This is a genomic window from Microbacterium aurugineum (assembly GCF_023101205.1).
GTDB lineage: Bacteria > Actinomycetota > Actinomycetes > Actinomycetales > Microbacteriaceae > Microbacterium > Microbacterium aurugineum.
Genome location: NZ_CP078078.1, coordinates 2195125 through 2218078, shown reverse-complemented (window position 1 = coordinate 2218078; position 22954 = coordinate 2195125). Strand labels below are relative to the sequence as shown.

Annotated in this window: 14 protein-coding genes and 1 tRNA gene; 9 read left to right on the top strand and 6 right to left on the bottom strand. The window is 69.5% G+C overall.

The annotated features are described in order from the left end of the window. Positions 1-8: 8 nt before the first annotated feature. Both KV397_RS10720 and KV397_RS10715 read right to left on the bottom strand, forming a co-directional pair. Entirely contained in the window at positions 9-296 is a 288-nt protein-coding gene (locus KV397_RS10720) for a hypothetical protein (protein WP_131491919.1), read from the bottom strand. A gap of 7 nt (positions 297-303) precedes the next feature. Beyond that, entirely contained in the window at positions 304-528 is a 225-nt protein-coding gene (locus KV397_RS10715) for a DUF3107 domain-containing protein (RefSeq protein WP_261811256.1), read from the bottom strand. A 172-nt stretch (positions 529-700) separates the two neighbouring features. Here KV397_RS10715 and KV397_RS10710 point away from each other — a divergent pair, with 172 nt between their 5' ends. Beyond that, positions 701-3922 carry an ATP-dependent helicase gene (locus KV397_RS10710; protein WP_261811255.1) on the top strand — a complete coding sequence of 1074 codons (3222 nt, stop codon included), beginning with the start codon at positions 701-703 and terminating at the stop codon, positions 3920-3922. Then, positions 3919-7428 (top strand): ATP-dependent DNA helicase, encoded by a 3510-nt coding sequence (locus KV397_RS10705; RefSeq protein WP_261811254.1) that lies wholly within the window; start codon positions 3919-3921, stop codon positions 7426-7428. Before KV397_RS10710 ends, KV397_RS10705 begins: the two co-directional genes overlap by 4 nt. On the opposite strand, the gene KV397_RS10700 is transcribed toward KV397_RS10705, so the two are convergent. Next, on the bottom strand, positions 7374-8747 hold the full coding sequence (locus KV397_RS10700) for a protein kinase family protein (protein WP_261811253.1): 1374 nt from the start codon (positions 8745-8747) through the stop codon (positions 7374-7376). The genes KV397_RS10705 and KV397_RS10700 overlap by 55 nt on opposite strands. Positions 8748-8811: 64 nt before the next feature. On the opposite strand from KV397_RS10700, the gene nudC reads away from it, so the two are divergent. Continuing rightward, on the top strand, positions 8812-9693 hold the full coding sequence (gene nudC / locus KV397_RS10695) for an NAD(+) diphosphatase (RefSeq protein WP_261811252.1): 882 nt from the start codon (positions 8812-8814) through the stop codon (positions 9691-9693). Further along, positions 9690-11411 (top strand): ATP-dependent helicase, encoded by a 1722-nt coding sequence (locus tag KV397_RS10690; RefSeq protein ID WP_047523049.1) that lies wholly within the window; start codon positions 9690-9692, stop codon positions 11409-11411. The genes nudC and KV397_RS10690 overlap by 4 nt, the downstream gene beginning before the upstream one ends. Before the next feature lie 830 nt (positions 11412-12241). Here the strand turns inward: KV397_RS10690 and KV397_RS10685 are convergent. Next, positions 12242-13639: a zinc-dependent metalloprotease gene (locus KV397_RS10685; protein WP_261811251.1), complete on the bottom strand. Its 1398-nt coding sequence runs from the start codon at positions 13637-13639 to the stop codon at positions 12242-12244. Positions 13640-13756: 117 nt separating this feature from the next. Here KV397_RS10685 and KV397_RS10680 point away from each other — a divergent pair, with 117 nt between their 5' ends. From KV397_RS10680 to KV397_RS10670, 3 genes are all read left to right on the top strand, one after another. Further along, complete coding sequence (locus KV397_RS10680) at positions 13757-14848, top strand: YlbL family protein (RefSeq protein ID WP_261811250.1); 1092 nt, start codon at positions 13757-13759, stop codon at positions 14846-14848. A gap of 77 nt (positions 14849-14925) precedes the next feature. Further along, positions 14926-17835: a UPF0182 family membrane protein gene (locus tag KV397_RS10675; RefSeq protein WP_261811249.1), complete on the top strand. Its 2910-nt coding sequence runs from the start codon at positions 14926-14928 to the stop codon at positions 17833-17835. Positions 17836-17944: 109 nt separating this feature from the next. Beyond that, positions 17945-18916 (top strand): arsenic resistance protein, encoded by a 972-nt coding sequence (locus tag KV397_RS10670; RefSeq protein ID WP_261811248.1) that lies wholly within the window; start codon positions 17945-17947, stop codon positions 18914-18916. A gap of 108 nt (positions 18917-19024) precedes the next feature. Here KV397_RS10670 and KV397_RS10665 read toward each other — a convergent pair. Continuing rightward, positions 19025-19098, bottom strand: a tRNA-Met gene (locus tag KV397_RS10665). A gap of 94 nt (positions 19099-19192) precedes the next feature. On the opposite strand from KV397_RS10665, the gene KV397_RS10660 reads away from it, so the two are divergent. Further along, the gene (locus KV397_RS10660) at positions 19193-20002 is read left to right on the top strand and encodes a carbon-nitrogen hydrolase family protein (protein ID WP_261811247.1); all 810 of its coding nucleotides are present in this window, start codon (positions 19193-19195) and stop codon (positions 20000-20002) included. 25 nt (positions 20003-20027) lie between these two features. Here the strand turns inward: KV397_RS10660 and KV397_RS10655 are convergent, their stop codons facing one another. Beyond that, entirely contained in the window at positions 20028-21230 is a 1203-nt protein-coding gene (locus tag KV397_RS10655) for an aminotransferase class I/II-fold pyridoxal phosphate-dependent enzyme (RefSeq protein WP_261811246.1), read from the bottom strand. A gap of 98 nt (positions 21231-21328) precedes the next feature. Here KV397_RS10655 and KV397_RS10650 point away from each other — a divergent pair, with 98 nt between their 5' ends. Next, positions 21329-22906, top strand: coding sequence for a S1C family serine protease (locus KV397_RS10650; protein ID WP_131491930.1), 1578 nt, complete (start codon positions 21329-21331; stop codon positions 22904-22906). The last annotated feature ends 48 nt before the right edge of the window (positions 22907-22954 follow it).

Sequence of the window (22954 nt, the reverse complement as noted above, 5' to 3'; positions counted from 1 at the left end):
GTTGCCCGTCAGATGCCGAGTGCCGCCTTGGCATCGGCATCGGACCGCTTGCGCATGCCGGTGATCGCCACCGTCACCAGCGCGGCGACGACGGGAGCGCCGAGCACGCTCGCGAGCCACAGCCAGATGCTGTCCTCACCGACGCCGGCCCACTGCAGACCCGTGTAGGTGATCGCCGAGACCGCTGTGGCCACGGCGGGCGCGAGCGCCACTCCGCGCAGCTCGCGCCCGGAGATCAGGAAATGCACCGCGATGCCCAGGGCGCACGCGCCGATCAGTGCGAGCAGGATGTACATCGTCTGCTCAGGCGACGAAGCCGACGCGACGCGATTCCTCGGTGCCCAGTTCGATGTAGGCGAGGTTCGCCGTGGGGACGATGTAGGAGTTGCCCTTCACGTCGGCGAAGCTCACGTGCGTGGCGTTCTGCTCCAGCGCCTTGGTGACCTGGGTGCGGACCTCGTCTGCGCTCACGCCGGTGTCGAAGCTCAGTTCGCGGCCGGTGTTGATGATGCCGATGCGGATTTCCACGCGTGCTCCTTGAAGTTCGGGGACTGGCCCAACTCTACCCCGCGGGCATCGGGCGGGATCGGCACCCCGCGTCGGTTTCGCCGTGAGCGCACAGGTCGGCGGTGGCGGGTCGCGAGGGTGTCGAGTGCAGGCGCGCACGACGATGTCCCCGCGTCCGGATAGCGTGGAGGGCATGACACCGGATGCCGCGCAGCGAGCTGTGATCGCCGCCGAGCCGTTCGCCTCCGGTGTCATCATCGGGGCGCCGGGAACAGGGAAGACGCGAACGCTCGTCGACCGCGTCGTGCACCTGCTCGATGCGGCCGATCTGCGACCCGAGCAGGTGCTGGCACTCACGCCGAGCCGCCAGGCCGCGACCGCACTGCGTGACCGGATCGGTGTCCGCATCGGGCAGGCGACCCCGGGGCCGTTGGCGCGGTCGCTCGGCTCCTTCGCCTTCCAGCTGGTCCGGGGGGCGATGGTGCGCGAGGGATCGGAGCCGCCTGCGCTGCTCACCGGAGCCGACCAGGACCGCATCATCGCGGATCTGCTCGCCGGTGACACCGAAGACGGTCGCATCCCCTGGCCGGACGCGCTCAGCGGCTCGGTGCGCGCGTCGAAGGGATTCCGTTCGGAGCTCCGCGCGTTCCTCGCGGAGTGTACCGAGATCGGGGCCCGGCCGGACGAGCTCCGCGCCTCGGGGAACGATGTGTGGGTGGCAGCCGCGGAGTTCCTCGTCGAGTACCGGACGGTACTCGACGCTCTGCGTTCCGCGCACCGCGACGCCGCGGACCTGCTCAGCGAGGCAGCTGCCATCCTGCGCTCGGCCGAGGCGGCGACGCTCGGCCCGCTCGCGCCGTTGCGCGTCGTGCTGATCGATGACGCACAGGAGCTCACCCGCGGAGGGATCGATGTCGTCAGAGCGCTGCGGGGGCGGGGCATCGCGGTGCTGGCGTTCGGCGATCCCGATATCTCATCCGGGTCGTTCCGTGGCGCGAGCCCGGAGCTCTTCGCGCAGCTCGCCGGTGCCGTCGGCGAGGTGCATGTGCTCGACGGCGCGCACCGGCAGCATCCGGCGCTCACCGCCTTGACTCGCACCGTCACACAGGCGATCGGAGTCTCCGGACGCGTCGAGCATCGTCGGGCGCCGGTGCCCGTCGACCCGGAGGAGGTCGATGCGCATGTGTCGACCTTCGTCGCCCCGTCTCCCTACGAAGAGCTGGACCGCATCGCCGGTGTGATGCGCGACTGGCATCTGTCCGAGGGAATCCGCTGGGATCGGATGGCCGTCATCGCTCACGACACGCGTCAGGTGACCATGCTGGAGACCGAGCTCGCGGCCAGGGAGGTCCCCACGCGCGCCGCCGGTGTGCAGCGTCCGCTCGGGAGCGAAGGGATCGTGCGTGACATCGTCGGCATCGTGCGCCTCGCGTTGACGCCGGTCGAGGAACGCACCCTGGAGACGCTGGAGGAGGCGCTGCGCACTCCGTTCGGGGGGATGGACGCGATCGGGCTCCGCCGTCTCCGCGCCCGCCTCCGGCACATCGAACTCGCACAGGGCGGGTCGACGCCTGCGCGCGAGCTGCTGCGCCAGGCGATGGCGAACCCCAGCCACCTGACGCTCATCGACTCGCCGGAATCCCGCTCCGCCGAGCGCTTCGCGGAGACGATCGAGGCGGTGGCGCGTGCCGCCGACCAGGGCGAGACGATCCACGATCTGCTGTGGCGGGTGTGGGAGCAGGCTCGTGCCGTCGACGGTCGGCGTCTGCAGGTGGCGTGGCGCGAGATCTCCCTGCTGCCCACCGGAGCGGAGACGGCCCGTTCGCTCGACGCGCTCGTCTCGCTCTTCGACGCGGCGAAGCGCTTCGTCGAGCGCACTCCGAACGAGAAGCCCGAGGCCTTCGTGCGCGACGTCCTCGACAGCGAGGTCCCCGAGGATTCCCTGTCGACCCCGGACCGTCCTGGCAAGGTCACGCTGCTGACTCCGGCCACGGCGCTCGGCACGGAGTTCGACGCCGTCGTCGTCGCCGGGGTGCAGGACGGCGTCTGGCCCAACGTCCGTCTCCGCGGCGGTCTGCTGCAGACCTGGCGTCTGGCCGATGCGCTCGAAGCCGCTCGCACCGGCGTGAGCATCGAACCGCCCGGGGTGCTGGACCGCCGGCGGGCAGCGTTGCATGACGAGCTCCGCCTGTTCGTGCGAGCCGTATCGCGGGCACGGAAGCGACTCCTGATCACCGCGGTCGATGACGACGACCTCACCCCGAGCCCGTTCTTCGCCTTCCTGCCCGCCCCGCACCCGCCGGAGCGCCACGCATCGGCCGAGCATCCGCTCACTTTGCGGGGGCTGGTCGCCCGGTACCGACGGACGCTGACCACGGCGCACTCGGATTCGCTCAGACGTGACGCGGCAGGCCAGCTCGCCGTCCTCGCCCGAGAAGGCGTGCCGGGCGCCGACCCCGCCGAGTGGTACGGCGTCACGGCCCCTTCCACGCAGGCGCCACTGCGCGATCTCGCCGTCGACGGCGCGCGGGTCTCGCCCTCGAAGATGGAGTCCTTCGAGGAGTGCGGACTCAACTGGGTCGTCTCGGCTCTCGGCGGAGACACGGTGATGCCGCCGACGGCGGGGATCGGCACGATCGTGCACGAGGCGATGGAGCGGGTGCCCGACGGCGATGTCGAGCAGATGCGTGCGATCGTCGCGGAGCGTTGGCCGGAACTCGACTTCGAGACCGAGTGGATCGGCCGCAAGGAGCGTCGACGCGCCGATCTGCTCGTCGGGCGCCTGCACACGTATCTCGGCGAGGTGCGCCGCGAAGGCGGGCGTGTCCTCGGCAGCGAGGTGGAGTTCCGTTTCGCCGTCGACGTGGTGGCTGAGGGCGATGCGCACGCGGTGCCCGCCGTGCATCCCGTCGGGGAGGACCGCGCGAACCAGGCGATCATCCACGGGTACATCGATCGCGTCGAGGCGTATCCGCCGGATGCGGGCGAGCACGGCGCCGCACGCGGACGCGGCTGGGAACGGATGTCTGGCGGCCCGGACGGCCGCATCGTGGTGGTCGATCTGAAGACCGGGAAGAACGACCCCGAGTCAGATCCCGGTGTGCGCGAGCACGCGCAGCTCGCGGCCTATCAGGTCGCCGTCCAGCAGGGCCTGGTGGAAGACGCTCCACCGGGTTCGTTGGCCGGGGCGCGTCTCGTGATCGTCTCCAAGACGCTTGCCAAGAGCGAGTACCGCATCGCGCATCAGCACACGCTCAGCGACGAATCGCGGGCGGCCTTCCTGCGTCGCGTCTCGGATGCCGCCCGCGGCATGTCGGCGTCGAGCTTCACGGCGCAGGTCGAGTCGCACTGCGCCGACACCCAGCGCCGCGTGCATCCGTGCCGCATCCACACCGTCCCGGCGGTGAGCGCATGACCGGGTGGAGCGGCGGCGAGGGGATCTCTGCGACCGACATCGCGGCCGCGCTCGGACAGCCTCCGCCCACACCCGCGCAGCAGCGGGTGATCGAGGCGCCCCTGGAGCCGGCGCTCGTCGTCGCCGGAGCAGGCAGCGGCAAGACCGAGACCATGTCCGGGCGAGTGGTGTGGCTCGTCGCGAACGGACACGTACGACGTGACGAGATCCTCGGACTCACGTTCACCCGCAAGGCCGCGGGAGAACTCGCGGAACGGATAGGCCACCGCTTGGCGGTCATCGACGAGTACGGCCACCGGGGCCTGCTGCCCCATCTGGCGCAGATCGTGGCCGACGGCTCCCTTCGCCGGGTCGAGGAGTCCGCCGAGGGGCGGCAGCGCGAGGTGGTGCGCACGCATGTCCTCGACGAGCTCGCCGCTCATCACGGCACCGGGTGGGACCCTGCGATTCCCCGCGCGGCGGAAGACGTGATGATCCGTCCGCGGGTGTCGACCTACAACGCCTTCGCCGACGGGATCGTCCGCGAACATGCTGCGCGCATCGGCCGTGATCCCGACGTGGCCATGCTCAGCCAGGCCGCCTCCTGGATGCTGGCCCGTGAGGTCGTGCTCCGCAGCGATCTTCCTGAGCTGGAGAACATCGACTTCGCGCTCGGCACGATCATCGACGCGGTCCAGCGCCTCGCCGGCGACGCCCTCGACCATCGAGTCGACCTGGAGGCGGCAGAACGGATCGTGCGGGACCAGGCACTCGCCTTCGCGCCCTACCGGGGCAATGCCGACGTGGAGAAGGCGGCCGTGAACCTGCTCAGCCTGCCGACGCTCTCCCGTCTGGTGCGTGACTACATCGCCGAGAAGGAGCGCCGCGGCGTGCTCGACTTCGCCGATCAGGTGGGTGGTGCATACGACATCGTCGAGTCCGCGCCCGACGTGCGCGACGAGCTTCGGGAGCAGCATCGTGTCGTGCTGCTCGACGAGTACCAGGACACGTCGGTCATCCAGACCCGCTTCCTCGCCGAACTCTTCCGGGACTCCGCGGTGATGGCGGTCGGCGACCCCCACCAGTCCATCTACGGCTGGCGCGGTGCGAGCGCCGACAACCTCTACGCCTTCTCGCGGACGTTCTCGGGCACCGGAACGGCGCAGACCTACAGCCTCATGACGAGCTGGCGCAACGACCGCGGCATCCTCGGCATCGCCAACCGTGTGCTCGAGCCCCTGCAGCGGCCGGGACTCGACGTGCCGCCCCTCGAGCCGCGTCCCGGAGCGGGGGACGGCTCGGTGTCCGTCGAGTACGCGTTCACGGTCGATGACGAGGCCTCCGCCGTCGCGGATTGGTTCGCCGCGCGGAGGGAGGAGCATGAGGCGCGCGGGGTCGGTGCTGCGCAGAGTCTGCGTCCGCACACCGGTGCGATCCTGTTCCGGTCGAAGCGTCACATGCAGACTTTCGCGGCTGCACTCGCCGCGCGGGGCATCCCGCACCGCATCCTCGGCCTGGGCGGGCTGCTCGCGACTCCCGAGGTGGTCGATGTCGTCTCGACACTCCGGGTCGTGCACGACCCCACGGCGGGGTCCGCCCTCATCCGCCTCCTCACGGGACCCCGCTTCGGGGTGGGGGTCGCCGACATGGCCGCCCTCTACGACCTCGGTCGCGCGCTCTCGGAGCGAGACACCGCGTTGGCACCGCTGCCGGAAGAGGTGCGCGCGCGGTTGCGTTCCTCGCGCGGTGCCGATGAGGCGGTGTCCATCGTCGACGCGGTCGACGTGGTGCGCGCGGTGCGTGATGACTACCGTCTGCTCGAGACGATCAGCCCGGACGGACGTGCACGCGTCCGTGCCGCGGGGGAGATGCTGGAACGGCTCCGGCGGGCGGCGTCGCAACCGATCCCGGAACTGATCCGTCTCATCGAACTCGAGCTCCGACTCGACATCGAACTGGCCGCCAACGAGACACGAGGCCCGGCCCGGATCGCCGCCACGCAACTGCGGGCGTTCACGGACGAGGTGCGGGCCTTCCTCGCGGCCGACGAGCGAGGGAGCATCGGGAGCCTGTTGGCGTGGCTCGACAAGGCCGAGAGCACCGACGAGCTGATGCCGCGCCCTGAGCCTCCGGAGCCGGGTGTCGTGCAGCTGCTGACCATCCACGGCTCGAAAGGCCTGGAATGGGATGCGGTCGCCGTCGTGCGTCTCGTGGTCGACGAGCTCCCCAGCCGTGTCTCCGACACTTCGGGGTGGTTCGGCTTCGGTGTGGTTCCGTTCGCCCTCCGCGGTGATCGGGATGCGCTCCCTCGCTTCGAGTGGGACCCCGTCGAGGCGATGGGGGAGGAGACCGATCCGCAGAAGAGGCAGAAGCTCGCACAGGCCTCATTGTCAGGCGGCGCGACGAAGGCGAATCCGCTGGGCGGCGCGCTCAAGCGCTTCAAGGACGCGTACCGGGCGTATCAGCAGCAGGAGGAGCGGCGTCTCGCCTACGTCGCAGTGACACGTGCGCGGACCGATCTCCTGCTCAGCGGCGCACATTGGGCGGGCCAGAAGGCGCCACGGACGCCGAGCCCGTACCTGGTCGAGGCGATGGAAGTGGTGGGAGTCGAGCCGATCGCCCCAGTGGATCCCGACGACAACCCTTACGACGGTCCCGGATCGACCCTGCATTGGCCGCTCGACCCGCTGGGTGCCCGGCGCGCGACCGTCTCGGCGGCAGCGAGGGCCGTCGACGAGGCGGTCCGTGTCGGTGCCGCCGAGCCGTCGATCGAGCTCACGCGATTGTTGGCCGAACGTGCCGCCCGGCAACGCGGGAACGACGCCGAGGCCCCGACCCGTGTGCCGGCATCGCGGTTCAAGGACTACGTGACGGATTTCTCCGGCACGCTGTCGTCGATCGTCCGGCCGATGCCGGAGAGACCGTACCGACAGACCCGCCTCGGCACCCTCTTCCATGCGTGGGTGGAACAGAGATCCGAACTCGTCGGCGTCGGCACGCGTGTGGACGAGGCGCTTTGGGAGGTGGACGAAGACGAGGTCGCCCCGGAGCTTGCGGTCGGAGCGACGGCGGCGATCGACGCGCCGGGGGCATCGGCGGATGCCGCGGATCTCGCGGTCCTCCAGGCGACGTTCGAGCGCAGTGAGTGGGGCCCGCTGCAGCCGATCGCGGTGGAGATCGAGATCGACTTCGCCCTCGGCGCCGGGTTGCCGGACGTCGATGCGGGAGCGGCACACATCGTCATCTGCAAGCTCGATGCCGTATACCGGCGTGCCGATCGCGGTGATCGCATCGAGATCGTGGACTGGAAGACGGGCAGGGCTCCGCGCACGGCGAAGGAGCGCGACGAGCGGATGCTGCAGCTCGCGCTCTATCGACTCGCATACCACCGGCGGTACGACGTGCCGCTGGAGGCGATCGACGTCGCGCTGTACTACGTGGCGGATGACCTGATCATCCGCGGCGACCGGGTCTACTCCGAGGAAGAGCTCTTCCAGCGCTGGAGCGCCGCGCGCGCCGCCCGCTGAGCCTCGTCCGAGTCGTTCTCGTCGAAATCGCCGTACTCGTCGTCGGATCGCGGGGGACGCGGGTGGGAGTCCTCGCGCGCGCCGGCCGGACCGCTCGTCCCGGCGAACAGGCTCGCGACCCCGGAGAGGTCTTCGGTCTCGATATCCAGCATTCCGGCACGACGGTCGGCGTCGTCGATGCGCTCGCCGGGCACGGTCGCGGTCGGTTCGGCGGAGGACGCGGTCACCGTGTCTTCCCCGTCCGCCGAGTCCGCCGAGTCCGCCCACAGCTCCTCGGGGTTGTACGCATCGGTGTGCATCGACGTGTCGACCTCGGCGACGGCGTCCTTCGGCACGCGGTCGAGAGCATCGAGTGCGGAGTCGACGCCGACACCTCGGGCGTCGATGATGGCGAGGTCGTCGGTGCGCAGTCCCTCGGCGAGTGCCTCCAGCAGGGACGCCGCATCGTCGACGATGTCGGGCCGATGCATCGCGTCGCCGTGCACGAGCCAGCGGGCGAACTCCAGCTCGGCGAGAAGGCGGGCGCGCACCTCGAGGCCGGCGTCCGGCGCCCGGTCGATCGCGCGAGAATACGCGCGCTGGACGTCTTCGGCGGCGTCCGGTGCAGCGGACAACCAGGAGAGGTCGAGGGCAGGGTCTCCTACCGAGAGGCCGTGCCAGCCGACCACGCCGACCACCTCGGGGCCGCGCTCGGGGTGATCGTCGAACAGGAAGGAGGTCGCCTGCACGCCGCCCAGGACGACGGTGGATTCGAAGCGCCACAGCTCATCGTCGGCCACGGCGTCACGCCACCGCACGGTGAGGCGCGCGGGGACGCGGCCGGTGGCGGCCGCGGTGTCGACCAGGCGCTCCAGCTCTGCGCGGCTCTCCTCGGCGCTGCGCGTGGCGAGACCGGCACCGCGCACGACCGAGGTGGGTAGACCATGGACGGCGGCGATCGAGGCGCCCATGGACTCCGCGGCGCCGCGACCGGCGGGCACCATGGCCGCCTCGATCTGGAATCCGGGGAGGAGTTCGGTGACGAGAGCACGTCCTTCGCCGAGCCGAGTCTCGCCGATGTAGGCCGGGGCACGGAAGGGGAGCATGGCGCGTGCCCCGTCGGTCAGCGCGCGCAGGGCGAGCGCTTCGGCAGCCAGTTCCCGCGCTGTCTCGTCATCGTCGGCGACGCGGATCGCGAGCTCACGGCCATCGGTGAGAGTGGCGATCGCCGAGTCGAACCGTCCATCGCCATCGGCGCTCAGACGGCGCGCCCCCGTGACCTCCGCCCCGGGCAGTGCAGCGGTCACTGCCGCGGCTAGAGTGAAAGGAGAGCGTCCCATGCCCCCAGGGTAGGTCGGCTCAGGGGCGGTCCCGCCTCCGCCACGCCCGTGAAAGAGGGAGTCGATGACCAGTCAGCGCCCGTCTCTCGACCGTGCAGCCGAACTCCGCGATGAGGCGGACGTCCTCGAACGCCTCCGAGAAGACCCCGCCACCCGCGTGATCGTCGTCCGTGAAGGGCGCGTCCGGGTGGTCGATTCGACGTTGCTGCGGGTTCCTCCCTCGGCCGTCGTCGAAGCCACCTGGGCTCTGCTCGGACGGGATTCCGATGGTGCAGTGGTGCTCCTCGCCGCAGCCCCTCCGGAGACCGATTCCCTCGACGCGGCGCCGGATGAGATCTGGCTCGGGCTCCGCGACCTCGGCGGCCGTATCGACGATCAGGAGTCCGAACTCCTCATCGGCGCCATCGCCCTCGCCGGCTGGCTCCGCGATGCGCCGTTCTGCCCGACATGCGGGGGTGGGACGGAGCTGCGGCAGGCGGGGTGGTCACGACGGTGCATGGTGTGCGCTCGCGAGCACTTCCCCCGCACCGACCCGGCGGTGATCGTCGTGGTCGAGAGCCGTGACGGCGAGCGGCTGCTGCTCGGAGCGAACGCGAACTGGGGCGGTCGCATGTACTCCTGTTTCGCCGGGTTCACCGAGGCAGGGGAGTCGCTCGAGTCGACCGTGCACCGGGAGATCGAGGAGGAGTCGGGCGTGCGGCTGTCGTCGCTGCGGTACGTCTCCTCGCAGGCCTGGCCGTTCCCGCGTTCCCTCATGGTCGGCTTCCGGGCCGTCGTGGACGAGGAGTCCGCTGCGCTCGCCGATGGTGAGGAGATCATCGACGTGCGCTGGTTCTCCCGCGCGGAGATCGGCTCCGCGCTGGCAGGGCGGGGACCGGTGGGCCTCCCCGGGCCCGCGTCGATCGCCCGCGCGTTGATCGTCGACTGGTACGAGGAGCGCGCGTGAGCGCACTCGATGCCCTCGACGAGCGGCAGCGAGCGGCAGCATCGGTCCTGCGCGGACCCGTGGCCGTGCTCGCGGGCGCAGGTACGGGGAAGACGCGCGTCATCACGCATCGCATCGCCCACGGCGTCGATACCGGGGCCTATTCGCCCTCCCGCGTCATGGCGGTCACGTTCACGGCCAAGGCCGCCGGCGAGCTGAGAGGGCGTCTGCGGGCGCTCGGCGTCGAGGGAGTCGCCGCTCGGACGTTTCACGCGACCGCGCTCGCGCAACTGAATTTCTTCTGGCCGACGCTCGCGGGTTCGCCCGCTCCGTCGATCATCGACAACAAGGTACGGATGCTGGGGCAGGCGGCCGATGCGATCCGGTTGCGGCCCAGCACCGCGACTCTCCGCGACATCGCCTCCGAGATCGAGTGGCGCAAGGTCTCGATGCTCTCGATCGACCAGTATGCGGCGCTCGACCGTCCGATCAGCGGAGTGGACACCGGTCAGCTCATCGAACTGATGCGCGGGTACGAGGCATTGAAGGACGACCGCCGTCAGCTCGATTTCGAAGACGTGCTCCTCGCCTGCGCGGGGATGCTGGAGACGGAGCCACGGGTCGCCGCATCCGTCCACGAGCAGTACCGGCACTTCACGGTCGACGAGTTCCAAGACGTCTCACCGCTGCAGAACCGGCTGCTCGAACTCTGGCTGGGAGATCGGCACGACATCTGTGTGGTCGGAGACGCCAGCCAGACGATCTATTCCTTCGCCGGCGCCGACCAGCGCTTCCTGCTCGAGTTCGAGCGTCGTCACCCCGACGCCACGGTGGTGCGGTTGGAGACGAACTATCGTTCCCAGGCGCCGATCCTGACCGTGGCGAACGCGCTGATGCACGGACGTCCCGGTGCGCTCGAGCTCGTGCCCGCGCGCGAGCAGTTCACGGCCGATGCACCCACCGTGACCGCGTACGACTCCGAGAGCGAGGAGGCCGCGGGGATAGCGGCCTCGATCTCGGCTCAGCTCGCCGCAGGGGCATCGCCCTCGGAGATCGCGGTCCTCTACCGCGCGCACGCCCAGTCCGCGGTCCTGCAGCAGGCGCTCGCGGCCGAGGGCATCGCGACGACGGTGCTGGGGGGTACTCGTTTCTTCGCGATGCCGGAGGTGCGTCAGGCCATCCTGGCGCTGCGGGCGGCCGCCGTGGCTCCCTCCGAGCACGGGTTCCTCCCCGCGGTCCAGCGGGTCCTGCGCGAGCTCGGTCTCACGGAGGAGCCGCCGGCTGCGGGCGGTGCGCAGCGCGGCGGATGGGAGGCGCGTCGTGCCATCCTGCGCCTCGCGGAGGATGCCGGTCCCGAGGCGGATCTGCGCAGCTTCAGCGACGCGCTCATGGCCCGCGCGAAAGACCAGCACGAGCCCACGATGCGCACGGTGACCCTATCTACCCTGCATGCGGCGAAGGGCCTCGAGTGGCCCCACGTGCACCTCGCCGGGTGGGCCGAGGGGTCGTTGCCGATCTCCTACGCGACGAGCTTCGAATCGGTCGATGAGGAGCGGCGCCTGGCCTACGTCGGTGTCACGCGCGCCGCGAGGACGCTGTCGCTGTCGTGGGCGAGAACGGCGGGGCGGGGAGAGCGGTCTCCGTCGAGGTTCCTCGCTGAGATGGGGACCACGGCTCGCGGCACCGGCATTCTTCGTGAAACCTCACCGAATGCCACCCGATCGAGCCGTCGGCGCTGACCTGCGCGATACGGCTCTCCGAAGCCGGATGTTCCCCCAGGAGCACTGCGGCGATCCGTCCGGCCTCGGCGACCTGCACCGCGCGGATCGGCCCGGGATCGCGACCGATCAGCTGTGCGTGCAGCAGGGGCCAGGCCGGGTCGAGATCCGTGGCGTGTGCGTCCCGGCAGGCGAGGCACGCGGACGCTCCGGGGATGACGAGGGGGCCGACGGTCACGCGTCCCGGTTCGAACGACACGGGAAGGTGCGGGATGTCGTCACGGAGGAAGCGGGCGAACGGCAGAGCGGCGGCGGCACCTCGCACGAGCACGACGGCGACAGCGGGTGGCTGAGCAGGATCGACGAGGGTGATGCCCTCGTCCACGAGCGACTCCCGCACGCGGTATTCGCACCTGCCGTCGGAGATGCCGATGCTCTCGACCCAGGCGGGGCGGGCCGCGGCTGGCTCATCGACCAGGAGCGGCTCCACCCGGGCGAGCAGGGCGCGAGCCTCTTCGCGCGGGGCGCCGGCGGCATGGGCGATCACGTCGAACGATCCCCGGCGGAAGGACGAGCGCAGGCGGCTGAGGAGGCGCTCCACCCAGGGGGCGACCGCATCGAAGCTCAGGGCACTGTCGTAGCCGAGCTGGAGCGTGCATTCGTCGCGCCACAGCAGTGGCGCGTTCGGGTCCACGCGCGTGAGGATCGGGGGAGTGAGCGGCATCCCTCCGATTCTGGAGGGGGCACGCGCACAGCGATCGCCACTCCGCCGCTTCGGTGGAGAACTCCCCGCGATTCGCATGACGGGGGAGGAGAAGTGCGACTTCTCGGTTCCGTCCGCGCCGCGTCGGTCAGACGGGTCGGTCGCCTTCCGGGGCAGCGTCGTCGTCGTCGTCGTCGCCATCTTCGGGCTTGTCCTCCGCGAAGTCGTCGCCGTCGAGCAGCCGCGCCAGCGCCTCGTCGAACTCGTCGGCGACCGGCTGCTCACCGCGCTCTGCGGCCTGCAGTCGCGCCACGAGCGCCCGGGGGTCGTCGATGTCGTCGGCGGTCGGCATCAGGTCGGGGTAGTCCCACAGCGAGTCCCGTGCACCGATACCCACGGCGTCCGTCACGGCCTGCCACATCGCCGACGCCTCCCGCATCCGCCGCGGACGAAGCTTGAGCCCGACGAGTGCGCCGAGCGCGTCCTCCGCGGGGCCGCCCACCGCGCGCCTCCGGCGGGCTGCTTCCGCGATGCGCGCACCGTCGGGGAGCCGCGAGGTCGCCTGTGCGGTCACCACGTCCACCCACCCGTCGATCGTCGCGATGAGGTTCTCCAGCCGGGTCAGCGCCTCGCGCTGGGCCTCGCTCTGCACGGGGAGCAGTGCGCCGCCCTCGATGGCCGCACGCAACTCCTCCGGGTCGGAGGGGTCGAGCCGGCTCGCGACGTCTTCCAGAGCATCCACGTCGACCGTGACGCCGCGGGCGAAGTCCGTGATCTGCGCCATCACGTGCAGGTGCAGCCATTTCGCGTGCCGGTAGAGACGCGCATACGCGAGCTCCCGGGTGGCGAGGTAGAGCGCGATCTGGTCTTCCGGGATCTCGAGGCCCTCGCCGAAAGCGGTGAGGTTCTGCGGGATCACGGCCGCCGTGCCGGCGGGGAGCACGGGGATTCCCACGTCGCCACCGGAGACGACCTCGAGCGAGAGGTTCCCGAGCACCTGCCCGAACTGCGCCGCGAACACGGATCCGCCCAGACCCCGCATCAGCTTTCCGGCGCCCTGGACGACGTCGCGCATCTCCTCGGGGACCTGCGTGTCCAGTGCGGAGGTCAGTGCATCGGCGATGCTGGTCGACACCGGATCGGCGATCTCCTTCCACACCGGAAGGGTCTTCTCGACCCACTCGCCGCGCGTCATCGCGATCGGGGATTCGGCGAGCTCCGAGATCGTGGTCGCCTCGCCCAGCCACAGGTTGGCGAGGGAGAAGGAATCGGCGAGTGAGGTGCGTGATCCGTCGCTGATGCCCTGCCCGTCGCGGTTGGCGATGAACAGGGCCTGACGCAGGGCGTTCTCCCAGGGATCGCCGCCGAACGCGCCCTGGAGCTGCGACATGATCGTCTGCATCATCGCGGGGTCGAGGCTGAAGCCGTCCATGCCTTCGAACGCGCCGCGCAGCGCCTCGGGGTCGATGTCGCCACCGCCCTGGTTCGCGAGCATCCGTCGGAGGAACTCCTGGAAGTCCTCGGGGGTCGGGTCGTTGTCTGCCATGTCGCTCGCCTCTCAGCACATCTCTTGCCGTGGCATCTACGCTAGTCACAGGTTTCTGCGCGCGACCCCGATGCGGGCAGATCGGTGTACGCCGCTCGCGAACGACGGAGGAATGCTGTGGATCGAACGCGGTCTGGAAAGCCTGGACTCGGAGTCTGGGCGCTGATCGTCGCGCTCGTCGCCCTCGTCGTACTGACGTTCCTGCCGTCCCCCTATGTGATCCAGCGGCCCGGTCCGGTCTACGACACGCTCGGCACCGCGACCGACAAGGACGGCGACGAGGTTCCGCTGATCAAGGTCGACGGCGCCGAGACGTTCGAGACGGCCGGCACGCTGGATCTGACCACCGTGCAGGTCGTGGGGAACCGTGAGCGAACCCCGAGCTGGTTCGAGCTGGCCCTGGCCTGGATGGACTCCTCGCGCGCCGTCGTGCCGCTGGACTCCGTCTTCCCTGAAGGCGTGACGACCGAGCAGCGCGACGAGCGCAACGCCACGCTGATGATCGACTCACAGCACGAGGCCACCGCAGCCGCGTTGAACGAGCTCGGGTACGACACCGGCGCGCAGGTCGTGGTGGTCGACGCCGTCCCCGACTCACCGGCACAGGGCGTGCTCGAGGCCGACGACGTGATCACCGCGATCGACGACGCACCAGTGGCCTCGGCGACGCAGCTGCGAGAGGCGATCCAGGTGGCGGCGGGCGACCCCGTGACGCTCACCGTGCTGCGTGATGACGAGGAGCAGACGGTCGAGGTGACACCGGTGGAGCACGTGGAGGGCGGGGTCACGACCTGGCTCATCGGCGTCACGCTCCGCACGGACTACGACTTCGAGATCGATGTCACCATCCAGTTGGACAACGTCGGCGGGCCCAGTGCAGGGATGATGTTCGCGCTGGGGATCATCGACACCCTCACCGAGGGGGAGCTCAACGGTGGGGAGAATATCGCCGGTACCGGGACCATCGATGCCGCGGGCACCGTCGGTCCGATCGGCGGGATCCGGCAGAAGCTGTACGGTGCGCGCGACGCCGGCGCGGAGTTCTTCCTCGCGCCCGCGGCGAACTGCGACGAGGTCGTCGGGCACGTCCCTGACGGACTCCAGGTGATCCGCACCGCGACGCTCGACGAGTCGCTCGCCGCGCTCGAGGTGATCGCCGACGACGGCGACGTCGCCGCGCTGCCGACGTGCGAGACCGCCGGCAGCTGATCCCCGACCGGGCACCGTGACCTCGCCGTGACCGGGATGACAGCCTGCGCACAGTGAGCGATGCCTAGGATGGAGGGGTGACCTCGACCTCAGCTCCGACTCCGGCCACGCCTCGAACGTCCCGACGTATTCTCGGCATCTCTCTGGTGATCATCGCCGCCCTGATCGCGGTGTTCTTCGTGTTCGCCTCCCTCTACACCGAATTCCTCTGGTTCGACCAGCTGGGCTTCACCGGTGTCCTCACCACGCAGTGGATCGCCACGGCGGTGATGTTCGTGGTGGGCTTCCTCGGAATGGCGGTGCCGCTGTTCGTCGCCATCCAGCTCGCGTACCGGCTGCGCCCGGTGTACGTGCGGCTCAGCTCTCAGCTGGACCGCTACCAGGAGGTCATCGAGCCGCTGCGTCGACTCGCGATGTGGGGCATGCCGATCTTCTTCGGACTCTTCGCCGGATTCGCCGCCGCGGGGCAGTGGAAGACGGTGTGGCTCTGGGCCAACGGTGTCGCCACGTCCAGTGTCGACCCGCAGTTCGGCATCGACACCGGGTTCTACATGTTCGCGATGCCGTTCTACTCGATCCTGCTCGCGTTCGTGTCGGCGGTCCTGCTCCTCGCGCTGCTGGTCACCGCGCTCGTCTCCTACCTGTACGGATCGGTTCGTGTGGGCCAGGGAGAGCTGCGCATCTCCAAGCCTGCGCGTATCCAGCTCGCGGTCATCGCGGGTCTCTACCTGCTCGTGCAGGCGGCGAGCCTGTGGCTCGACCAGTACAAGACCCTCGTCGAGCCCGACGACCGCATCACGGGTGCGGCGTACACGGGTGTCAACGCGACGATCCCGGGCCTCGCGATCCTCGCCATCATCGCCGCCGTCGTGGCGATCCTGTTCTTCGTCACCGCGGTCATCGGCCGCTGGCGCTTCCCGCTCGCGGCCACGGCGCTCCTGATCGTCGCCGCGCTCGTCGTCGGGGTCGGCTACCCCTGGGTGGTCACCACCTTCCAGGTGAAGCCGAACCAGAACGCCTACCAGGCGGAGTACTACCAGCGGAACATCGACGGCACGAAGGAGGCCTACGGCGTCGCAGACCTCGAGACCACGCCGTTCGCCGCCAAGACGGACGCCGAGGCCGGTCAGCTGCGCGCCGATGCCGAGACCACGGCGTCGACCCGCATCATGGACCCCAAGGTCATCCCGCCCACGGTGCGTCAGCTCGAGCAGTACCGCGGCTACTACCAGTTCCAGACGACCATGGACGTCGACCGCTACGAGATCGACGGCCAGATGCAGGACACCGTGGTGTCCGTGCGTGACCTCGACATGTCCGGTCTCGGCGACGGCGACAACTGGAACAACCGTGTGGCGGTCTACACGCACGGCTACGGTCTCGTGGCCGCCGCGGGCAACCAGCGGACCTCGGACGGCGAGCCGGTGTTCCTCGAGCGCGGCATCCCGTCCTCCGGGTTCCTGACGGACCGGGAGAACTTCGAGCCTCGCGTCTACTTCGGCGAGAAGTCGCCCGAGTACTCGATCGTCGGAGCGCCCGAAGGCGCCGAGCCGGCCGAGATCGACTACCCGCGGGGCAAGGACGGCTCCAGCGAGACCAAGACGACGTTCTCCGGGGACGGCGGACCCAAGATCGGCGACACGTTCACGAAGCTGCTGTACGCGCTGAAGTTCCAGTCCGAGCAGATCCTGTTCTCGAACCTCGTGAACGAGGAGTCGCAGATCCTCTACGACCGCGATCCGACGACCCGTGTGCAGAAGGTCGCGCCCTACCTCGAGCTCGACAGCGATCCGTACCCGAGTGTGGTGGACGGTCGTATCGTCTGGATCGTCGACGGCTACACCACGAGCCAGACCTACCCGTACTCGACGAGCGTGAGCCTGTCGGACGCGATCGCCGACTCCAACGTCACGTCGCCGACGCTGGCCATCGACGACATCAACTACATCCGCAACTCGGTCAAGGCCACGGTCGACGCCTACGACGGCTCCGTGACGCTGTACGCCTGGGACGATGAGGACCCGGTCCTCAAGACCTGGCAGAAGATCTACCCGTCGACGTTGAAGCCGATCAGCGACATGTCGGGTGAGTTGATGAGCCATGTGCGCTACCCGACGGACCTGTTCAAGGTGCAGCGCGACATCCTCGGCGTCTACCACGTCGACAAGGCCGGCTCCTTCGCACAGCAGGACAACCGCTGGCAGACGCCGAACGACCCGCGCAGCGAGTCGATGCTGCAGCCGCCGTACTACCTGACGATGCAGATGCCCGGCCAGGATTCCCCGCGGTTCTCGATGTTCTCGACGTTCATCCCGAACTCGCAGGGCTCGGGCGGCAGCCGCGACGTGCTCATGGGCTACCTCGCGGTGGACTCGGACGCCGGTTCGGAGAAGGGCGTGAAGGCAGAGGGCTACGGCCAGCTGCGGATGCTCGAGATCGACACGGACACGACGGTGCCGGGCCCCGGCCAGGTGCAGAACACCTACAACTCCGACACGTCCGTCGTGCCTCAGCTCAACCTGCTGCAACAGGGAGAGTCGGAGGTCATCTACGGCAACCTGCTGACGTTGCCGGTCGGTGGCGGTCTGCTCTATGTGCAGCCGGTGTATGTGCAGTCCTCCGAGGGCACGCAGTTGCCGCGTCTGCAGAAGGTGCTGGTCGCGTTCGGTGATCGCGTCGCTTTCGAGAACACGCTGACCGAGGCTCTGGACACGCTCTTCGGCGGGGATTCCGGTGCCGCCGGTGGTGACGACACGGTCGAGCCGAGTGACCCGGACACGGAGAACCCGGACGCCGGCGAGACGCCGACCGAGCCCACGCAGCCGACGGATGCGCAGGCCGACGCCTTGGCTGCCGCGCAGCAGGCACTGGTCGACCGTGAGACGGCGCTGCAGTCGGGTGACCTCACGAAGTTCGCGGAGGCCGATGAGCGCCTCACCGCGGCCGTCGAGAAGCTCCTGGAGCTGGACGCCGCCGCCGAGAAGTGAGTCGCCCTGCACCGCAGTGAATGGGCGCCCCCGTGAGGGGGCGCCCATTCCTGTTCCGGCGGCGCGGCTCCGATTCGCGAGTGGTCGTGCCGCAGGACATGCTGGTGGCATGCGAAGCGTGATCGTCTGGGGTGAGCGTCACCAGGTCGCTCTCTACCTCGCGGCGATCTCCGCGGGTGGCGTGCTGGGCCTGCGGGTGCCCTCTGCTGCACGTCCGCTCGAAATCGCGATCACCCCGGTGCTCGCTGTACTCCTCTTCGCCACCTTCCTCGGAGTGCCCTTTCCGGCGATCGGCCGGGCGTTCCGCGACGGGCGGTTCCTCGCCGTCCTCCTCGCGGTGAACTTCGTGATCGTGCCCGTGGTGGTGTTCGGGCTTTCGCGTTTCGTGGCGCAGGACGCGGCGCTGCTGGCCGGCGTCCTCCTGGTGCTGCTCACCCCCTGCGTCGACTATGTGATCGTGTTCACCGGGCTCGGGGGAGGGGCGAAGGAACGGCTGCTCGCGGCCGCACCGATCCTGATGCTCGGACAGATGCTGCTGCTCCCGCTCTTTCTGTGGTGGTTCGTCGGCGTGGAGCTGGTTCGAACCGTCGAGCTCACCCCGTTCATCGAGGCCTTCGTCTGGGTGATCCTCCTGCCCCTCGCGGCCGCGGGGGCGGTGCAGTACGCGGCGTCTCGGTCGCGGTGGGGGCGGAGCGTCGAGGCGGTGGCGGCCGATGCGATGGTGCCGCTGATGATGCTGACGCTCGCCGTCGTCGTCGCCTCCCAAGTGCACGGCGTGAGTGCGCGCCTGGCGGACCTCTGGGTCGCCGTGCCGATCTTCCTCGGGTTCGCCGCCCTGATGCTCCCTCTCGGCGCAGTCGCCGGTCGTGTCTCGAAGCTCGGCGTCCCCGCTCGACGTGCGATCGTCTTCTCCGGCGCGACACGCAACTCGCTCGTCGTCCTTCCGCTGGCGCTCGCGCTTCCGGCATCCTTCGCTCTCGCACCGTTGGTGGTGGTGACGCAGACGATCGTCGAGCTGATCGTGATGGTGGCGTTCGTCCGGCTCGTTCCACGACTCATCCGAACCGGGGAGATCTCGTGATCCGGCCGGCTTCGCGCCCGCGGGCGACGTCCACGCGCACGTGCTCTTGCAGGAAAGGCGAAAGGCCCTCTGATCTGGATTTCTCTAGATCAGAGGGCCTTTCATTTGTTGCGGGGACAGGATTTGAACCTGCGACCTCCGGGTTATGAGCCCGGCGAGCTACCGAACTGCTCCACCCCGCGGCACAAGAAGTAACTTATCACGGAATGCGGACCTCGGCGAATCGAGGCGCCCGGGGATGACGCCCCGGGCGTGTCGATGCGGGAGGATGGATGTATGTCCGAGACAGCAGCCGTCCCCGTCGCCGTGTGTCAGTTCGCGCCGACCGCTTCCCGTTCGGAGAACCGCGAGAAGATCGCGGAGTTGACGGCGGAGGCAGCGGCTCGCGGGGCCAGGCTGATCGTCTTCCCCGAGTACTCGAGCTACTTCGTCGACCCGATGGACGAGAGCCTCGCGGCGAACGCGGAAGACCTCGACGGGGACTTCGTCACGACGCTCTCCGCGCTCGCCGCCGATCATGCGGTCGTGATCGTCGCAGGGCTGGTGGAGCGCGCGTCGGACGACCGCCGCGTGCGGAACACGCTCGTCGCGGTGCGGGGTGACGGCATCCTCGCGGTCTATCGCAAGCAGCACCTCTACGACGCGTTCGGACAGACCGAGTCCGACTGGATCGAGGCCGGCGAGGTGGGGGAGGCATCGACGTTCGAGCTCGCCGGTCTGCGGTTCGGGCTCATGACCTGTTACGACCTGCGTTTCCCGGAGGTCGCCAGGTCGCTGGTCGACGCGGGGACCGATGCGCTGGTCGTGCCTGCGGAGTGGGTGCGAGGTCCGCTCAAGGAGCACCACTGGACCACGCTGCTCGCCGCGCGTGCGATCGAGAACACCGTGTACGTGGTCGCGGCGGACCACCCCACGCCGATCGGCGTCGGGCATTCGCAGATCATCGATCCGCAGGGTGTCGTCCTCGCCGGGGTCGGTACCGCGCCCGGAATCGCGGTGGCGGTCGTGGAACGCTCTGCGATCGACCGGGTGCGCGCCGTGAACCCCTCGCTCCGTGTGCGGCGGTACGCCGTCGTGCCGCGCTGAGGGAACGATCCGGTCCCTCGAACGCTCAGGCGGTGAAATCGGCCAGGCGGGACGCCGCCTCCTCCAGGACATCCACTCGCTTGCACGCGGCGAAGCGCACCAGTCCCGCGTACTCCTGTCGATGCGGTTCCGACACGAACGCGGTCAACGGGATGGCGACGACCCCGACACGTTCCGGCAGTGCTCGGCAGAACGCCGCGGCGTCCCTGCCGCCCAGCGCGGTCGCATCGGCCACCGTGAAGTAACCGCCCTGTGGGGTGTGCACCGTGAACCCGGCCGCGCGCAGTCCGTCGCCGAGGATCCCGTGCTTGTGGGCGAGCGCGGATGAGGCATCGGCGAAGGTGGAGTCGGAGAGTCGGAGCCCCGTGGCGACGGCGGGCTGGAAGGGGGATCCGTTCACGTACGTGAGGTACTGCTTCACCGTGAGCACCGCCGTGATGAGAGCGGCGGGTCCGTGCACCCAGCCGATCTTCCATCCGGTGACCGAGAAGGTCTTGCCGGCCGAAGAGATCGTCAGGGTGCGCTCGGCGGCGCCGGGCAGCGTCGCGATCGGCGTGTGGGGTGCCTCGAAGGAGAGGTGCTCGTACACCTCGTCAGTCACGATGACGGCGTCGTGCCGCGCAGCGAGCCGCACCACCGCGGTGAGGACGTCGTGTCCGAAGACCGCACCCGTCGGATTGTGCGGGTCGTTGACGAGGATGATCCGCGTGCGATCGTTCACGGTGGCCGCGAGCTGGTCCAGATCGGGCTGGAAGTCGGGCGCGCGGAGCGGAACCGTGCGCAGGTGCGCTCCCGTCAGAGCGACCGCTGCGGCGTAGGAGTCGTAGTAGGGCTCGAAGACGACCACCTCGTCGTCGGGACCGTCGATCAGTGCGAGCAGCGTAGCCGTGAGCGCCTCGGTCGCCCCTGCCGTCACGATCACCTCGGTACCGGGGTCGACATCGAGCCCGTAGAACCGGCGTTGATGCTCGCTGATCGCCTGGAGCAGGTCGCGTACGCCGCGACCCGGCGGGTACTGGTTCGCCCCGTGGGCGATCGCGGCCCGAGCGGCTTCGAGCACCTCCGGAGGGCCGTCCTCGTCGGGGAATCCCTGTCCGAGATTGATCGCCCCGGTTCGGGCCGCGGCAGCGGACATCTCTGCGAAGATGGTGGGCGCGACGGTTCCGTCTGCGGCGAGCAGACCGGCGCCCGCCGCCGTGCGACGCCATGCGCCGGGGATGACACTCATGAAGAACAGGCTAAGGCCATAGCTGAAACTCATCTTCGACATAAGGAACGCACAGACACAGGCGTCATTCTGAAGTGGTCGTTGAAGGAGCACACACCATGAACGAAGACAACACACAGGACCACTCGGTACCCGCGTCGAACGACGCCGTGCCGTCCACCGAGGCAGCAGAGGTCGCCGCTCAGCCGGCGACGGAGGCCGCCGCTGACACCACCGCGCCGTCCGCCGTTTCGCCGGGTCCCTCCGCGCCGGCTCCCGTCGCCCCCGTCCAGGGACACGTCGTACCGCCGACCTTCACCTCGCAGGTGCCGGCGGTGCCCGTGGTCGAGCCCGTGCCGCACGTCTTCGCCGCCCCCGCGAACTCCGCGACGGCAACGGCCCCGGGTGCCGCGTTCGGCATCCCCACCGCCGCGTCCTACACGCAGCCCACGCAGCCCCTCGGTGCGGACACGCTTCCCGGCGAGGCGAAGGCCAAAGACCAGAAGTCCCGAGGCGGCGCGAAGATCGCGGCATTCATCGTCGCGGCCGCGCTCGTCGGCGGTGTCGCCGGGTTCGGTGGCGGCGCCTTGCTGAACGGTCTTCAGAACCCGCCGTCCTCCGGCACGGCCTCGGGGCCGCAGACCGTCACGGTCAACAACCCCGGGTCGGTCAACGAGACCACCGCCGTCGCGACGTCGGCCCTCCCCTCCGTGGTCACCATCGAGGTCGCGGGCTCCCAGGAGGCCGGAAGCGGCTCCGGTGTCATCATCAGCGACGACGGCTACGTGCTCACGAACACTCACGTGGTGACGCTGGGCGGAGCCGTCGCCGATCCCGCGATCCGGGTGACCGCCTCGGATGGGAAGCTCTACGAAGCCACGGTCGTGGGCACCGACCCGATCTACGACCTCGCCGTGATCAAGCTGAAGGACGCCAAGGGGCTCACGCCCATGAAGTTCGCCGATTCGTCGAAGCTCAACGTCGGCGACACCACGGTCGCGCTCGGCGCCCCGCTCGGCCTGGCGAACTCGGTCACCACCGGCATCGTCAGCGCACTGAACCGGAGCATCCAGATCGCGTCGTCGGCACTGCCGGACTCGTCCTCCGAGGATGCTCCTGAGCAGCAGTCTCCCGATCAGGGCCAGGGGCCCTTCCAGTTCGACATCCCCGGAAACTCCGGTCAGCAGACATCCGACTCCATCTCGATCGCCGTGATCCAGACCGACGCCGCCATCAACCACGGCAACTCCGGTGGTGCGCTCGTCAACAGCAAGGGCGAGTTGATCGGCATCAACGTGGCGATCGCGAGTTCGGGCAACTCCGAGGACTCCGGTTCCATCGGCATCGGCTTCGCCATCCCGTCGAACATCGCGAAGCGGGTCTCCGACGAGATCATCGCCGATGGCGCAGCGACGCACGGCCTCCTCGGCGCCTCCGTCCAGGACGCCTCGAACGTCGAGGGTGCGACCGTCGCCGGCGCGTACATCGCCGAGGCGAGCGACGGCGGCGCTGCGGCGGCAGCCGGCATCGAGAAGGGTGACATCGTCACCTCGTTCAACGGGGTTCCGATCACCAGCGCGACCGACCTCACGGCGCAGGTCCGCGCGGCGGCGGCCGGCAGCGATGCCCAGGTCACCTACGTCCGTGGCGGCAAGTCCTACGACATCGAGGTGACGCTCGGCGAACTCGCCGGCTGAGTCCCCGGTCTCACAGAGAAGGACGCCGCCCCGCGATAGGCTCGCGAG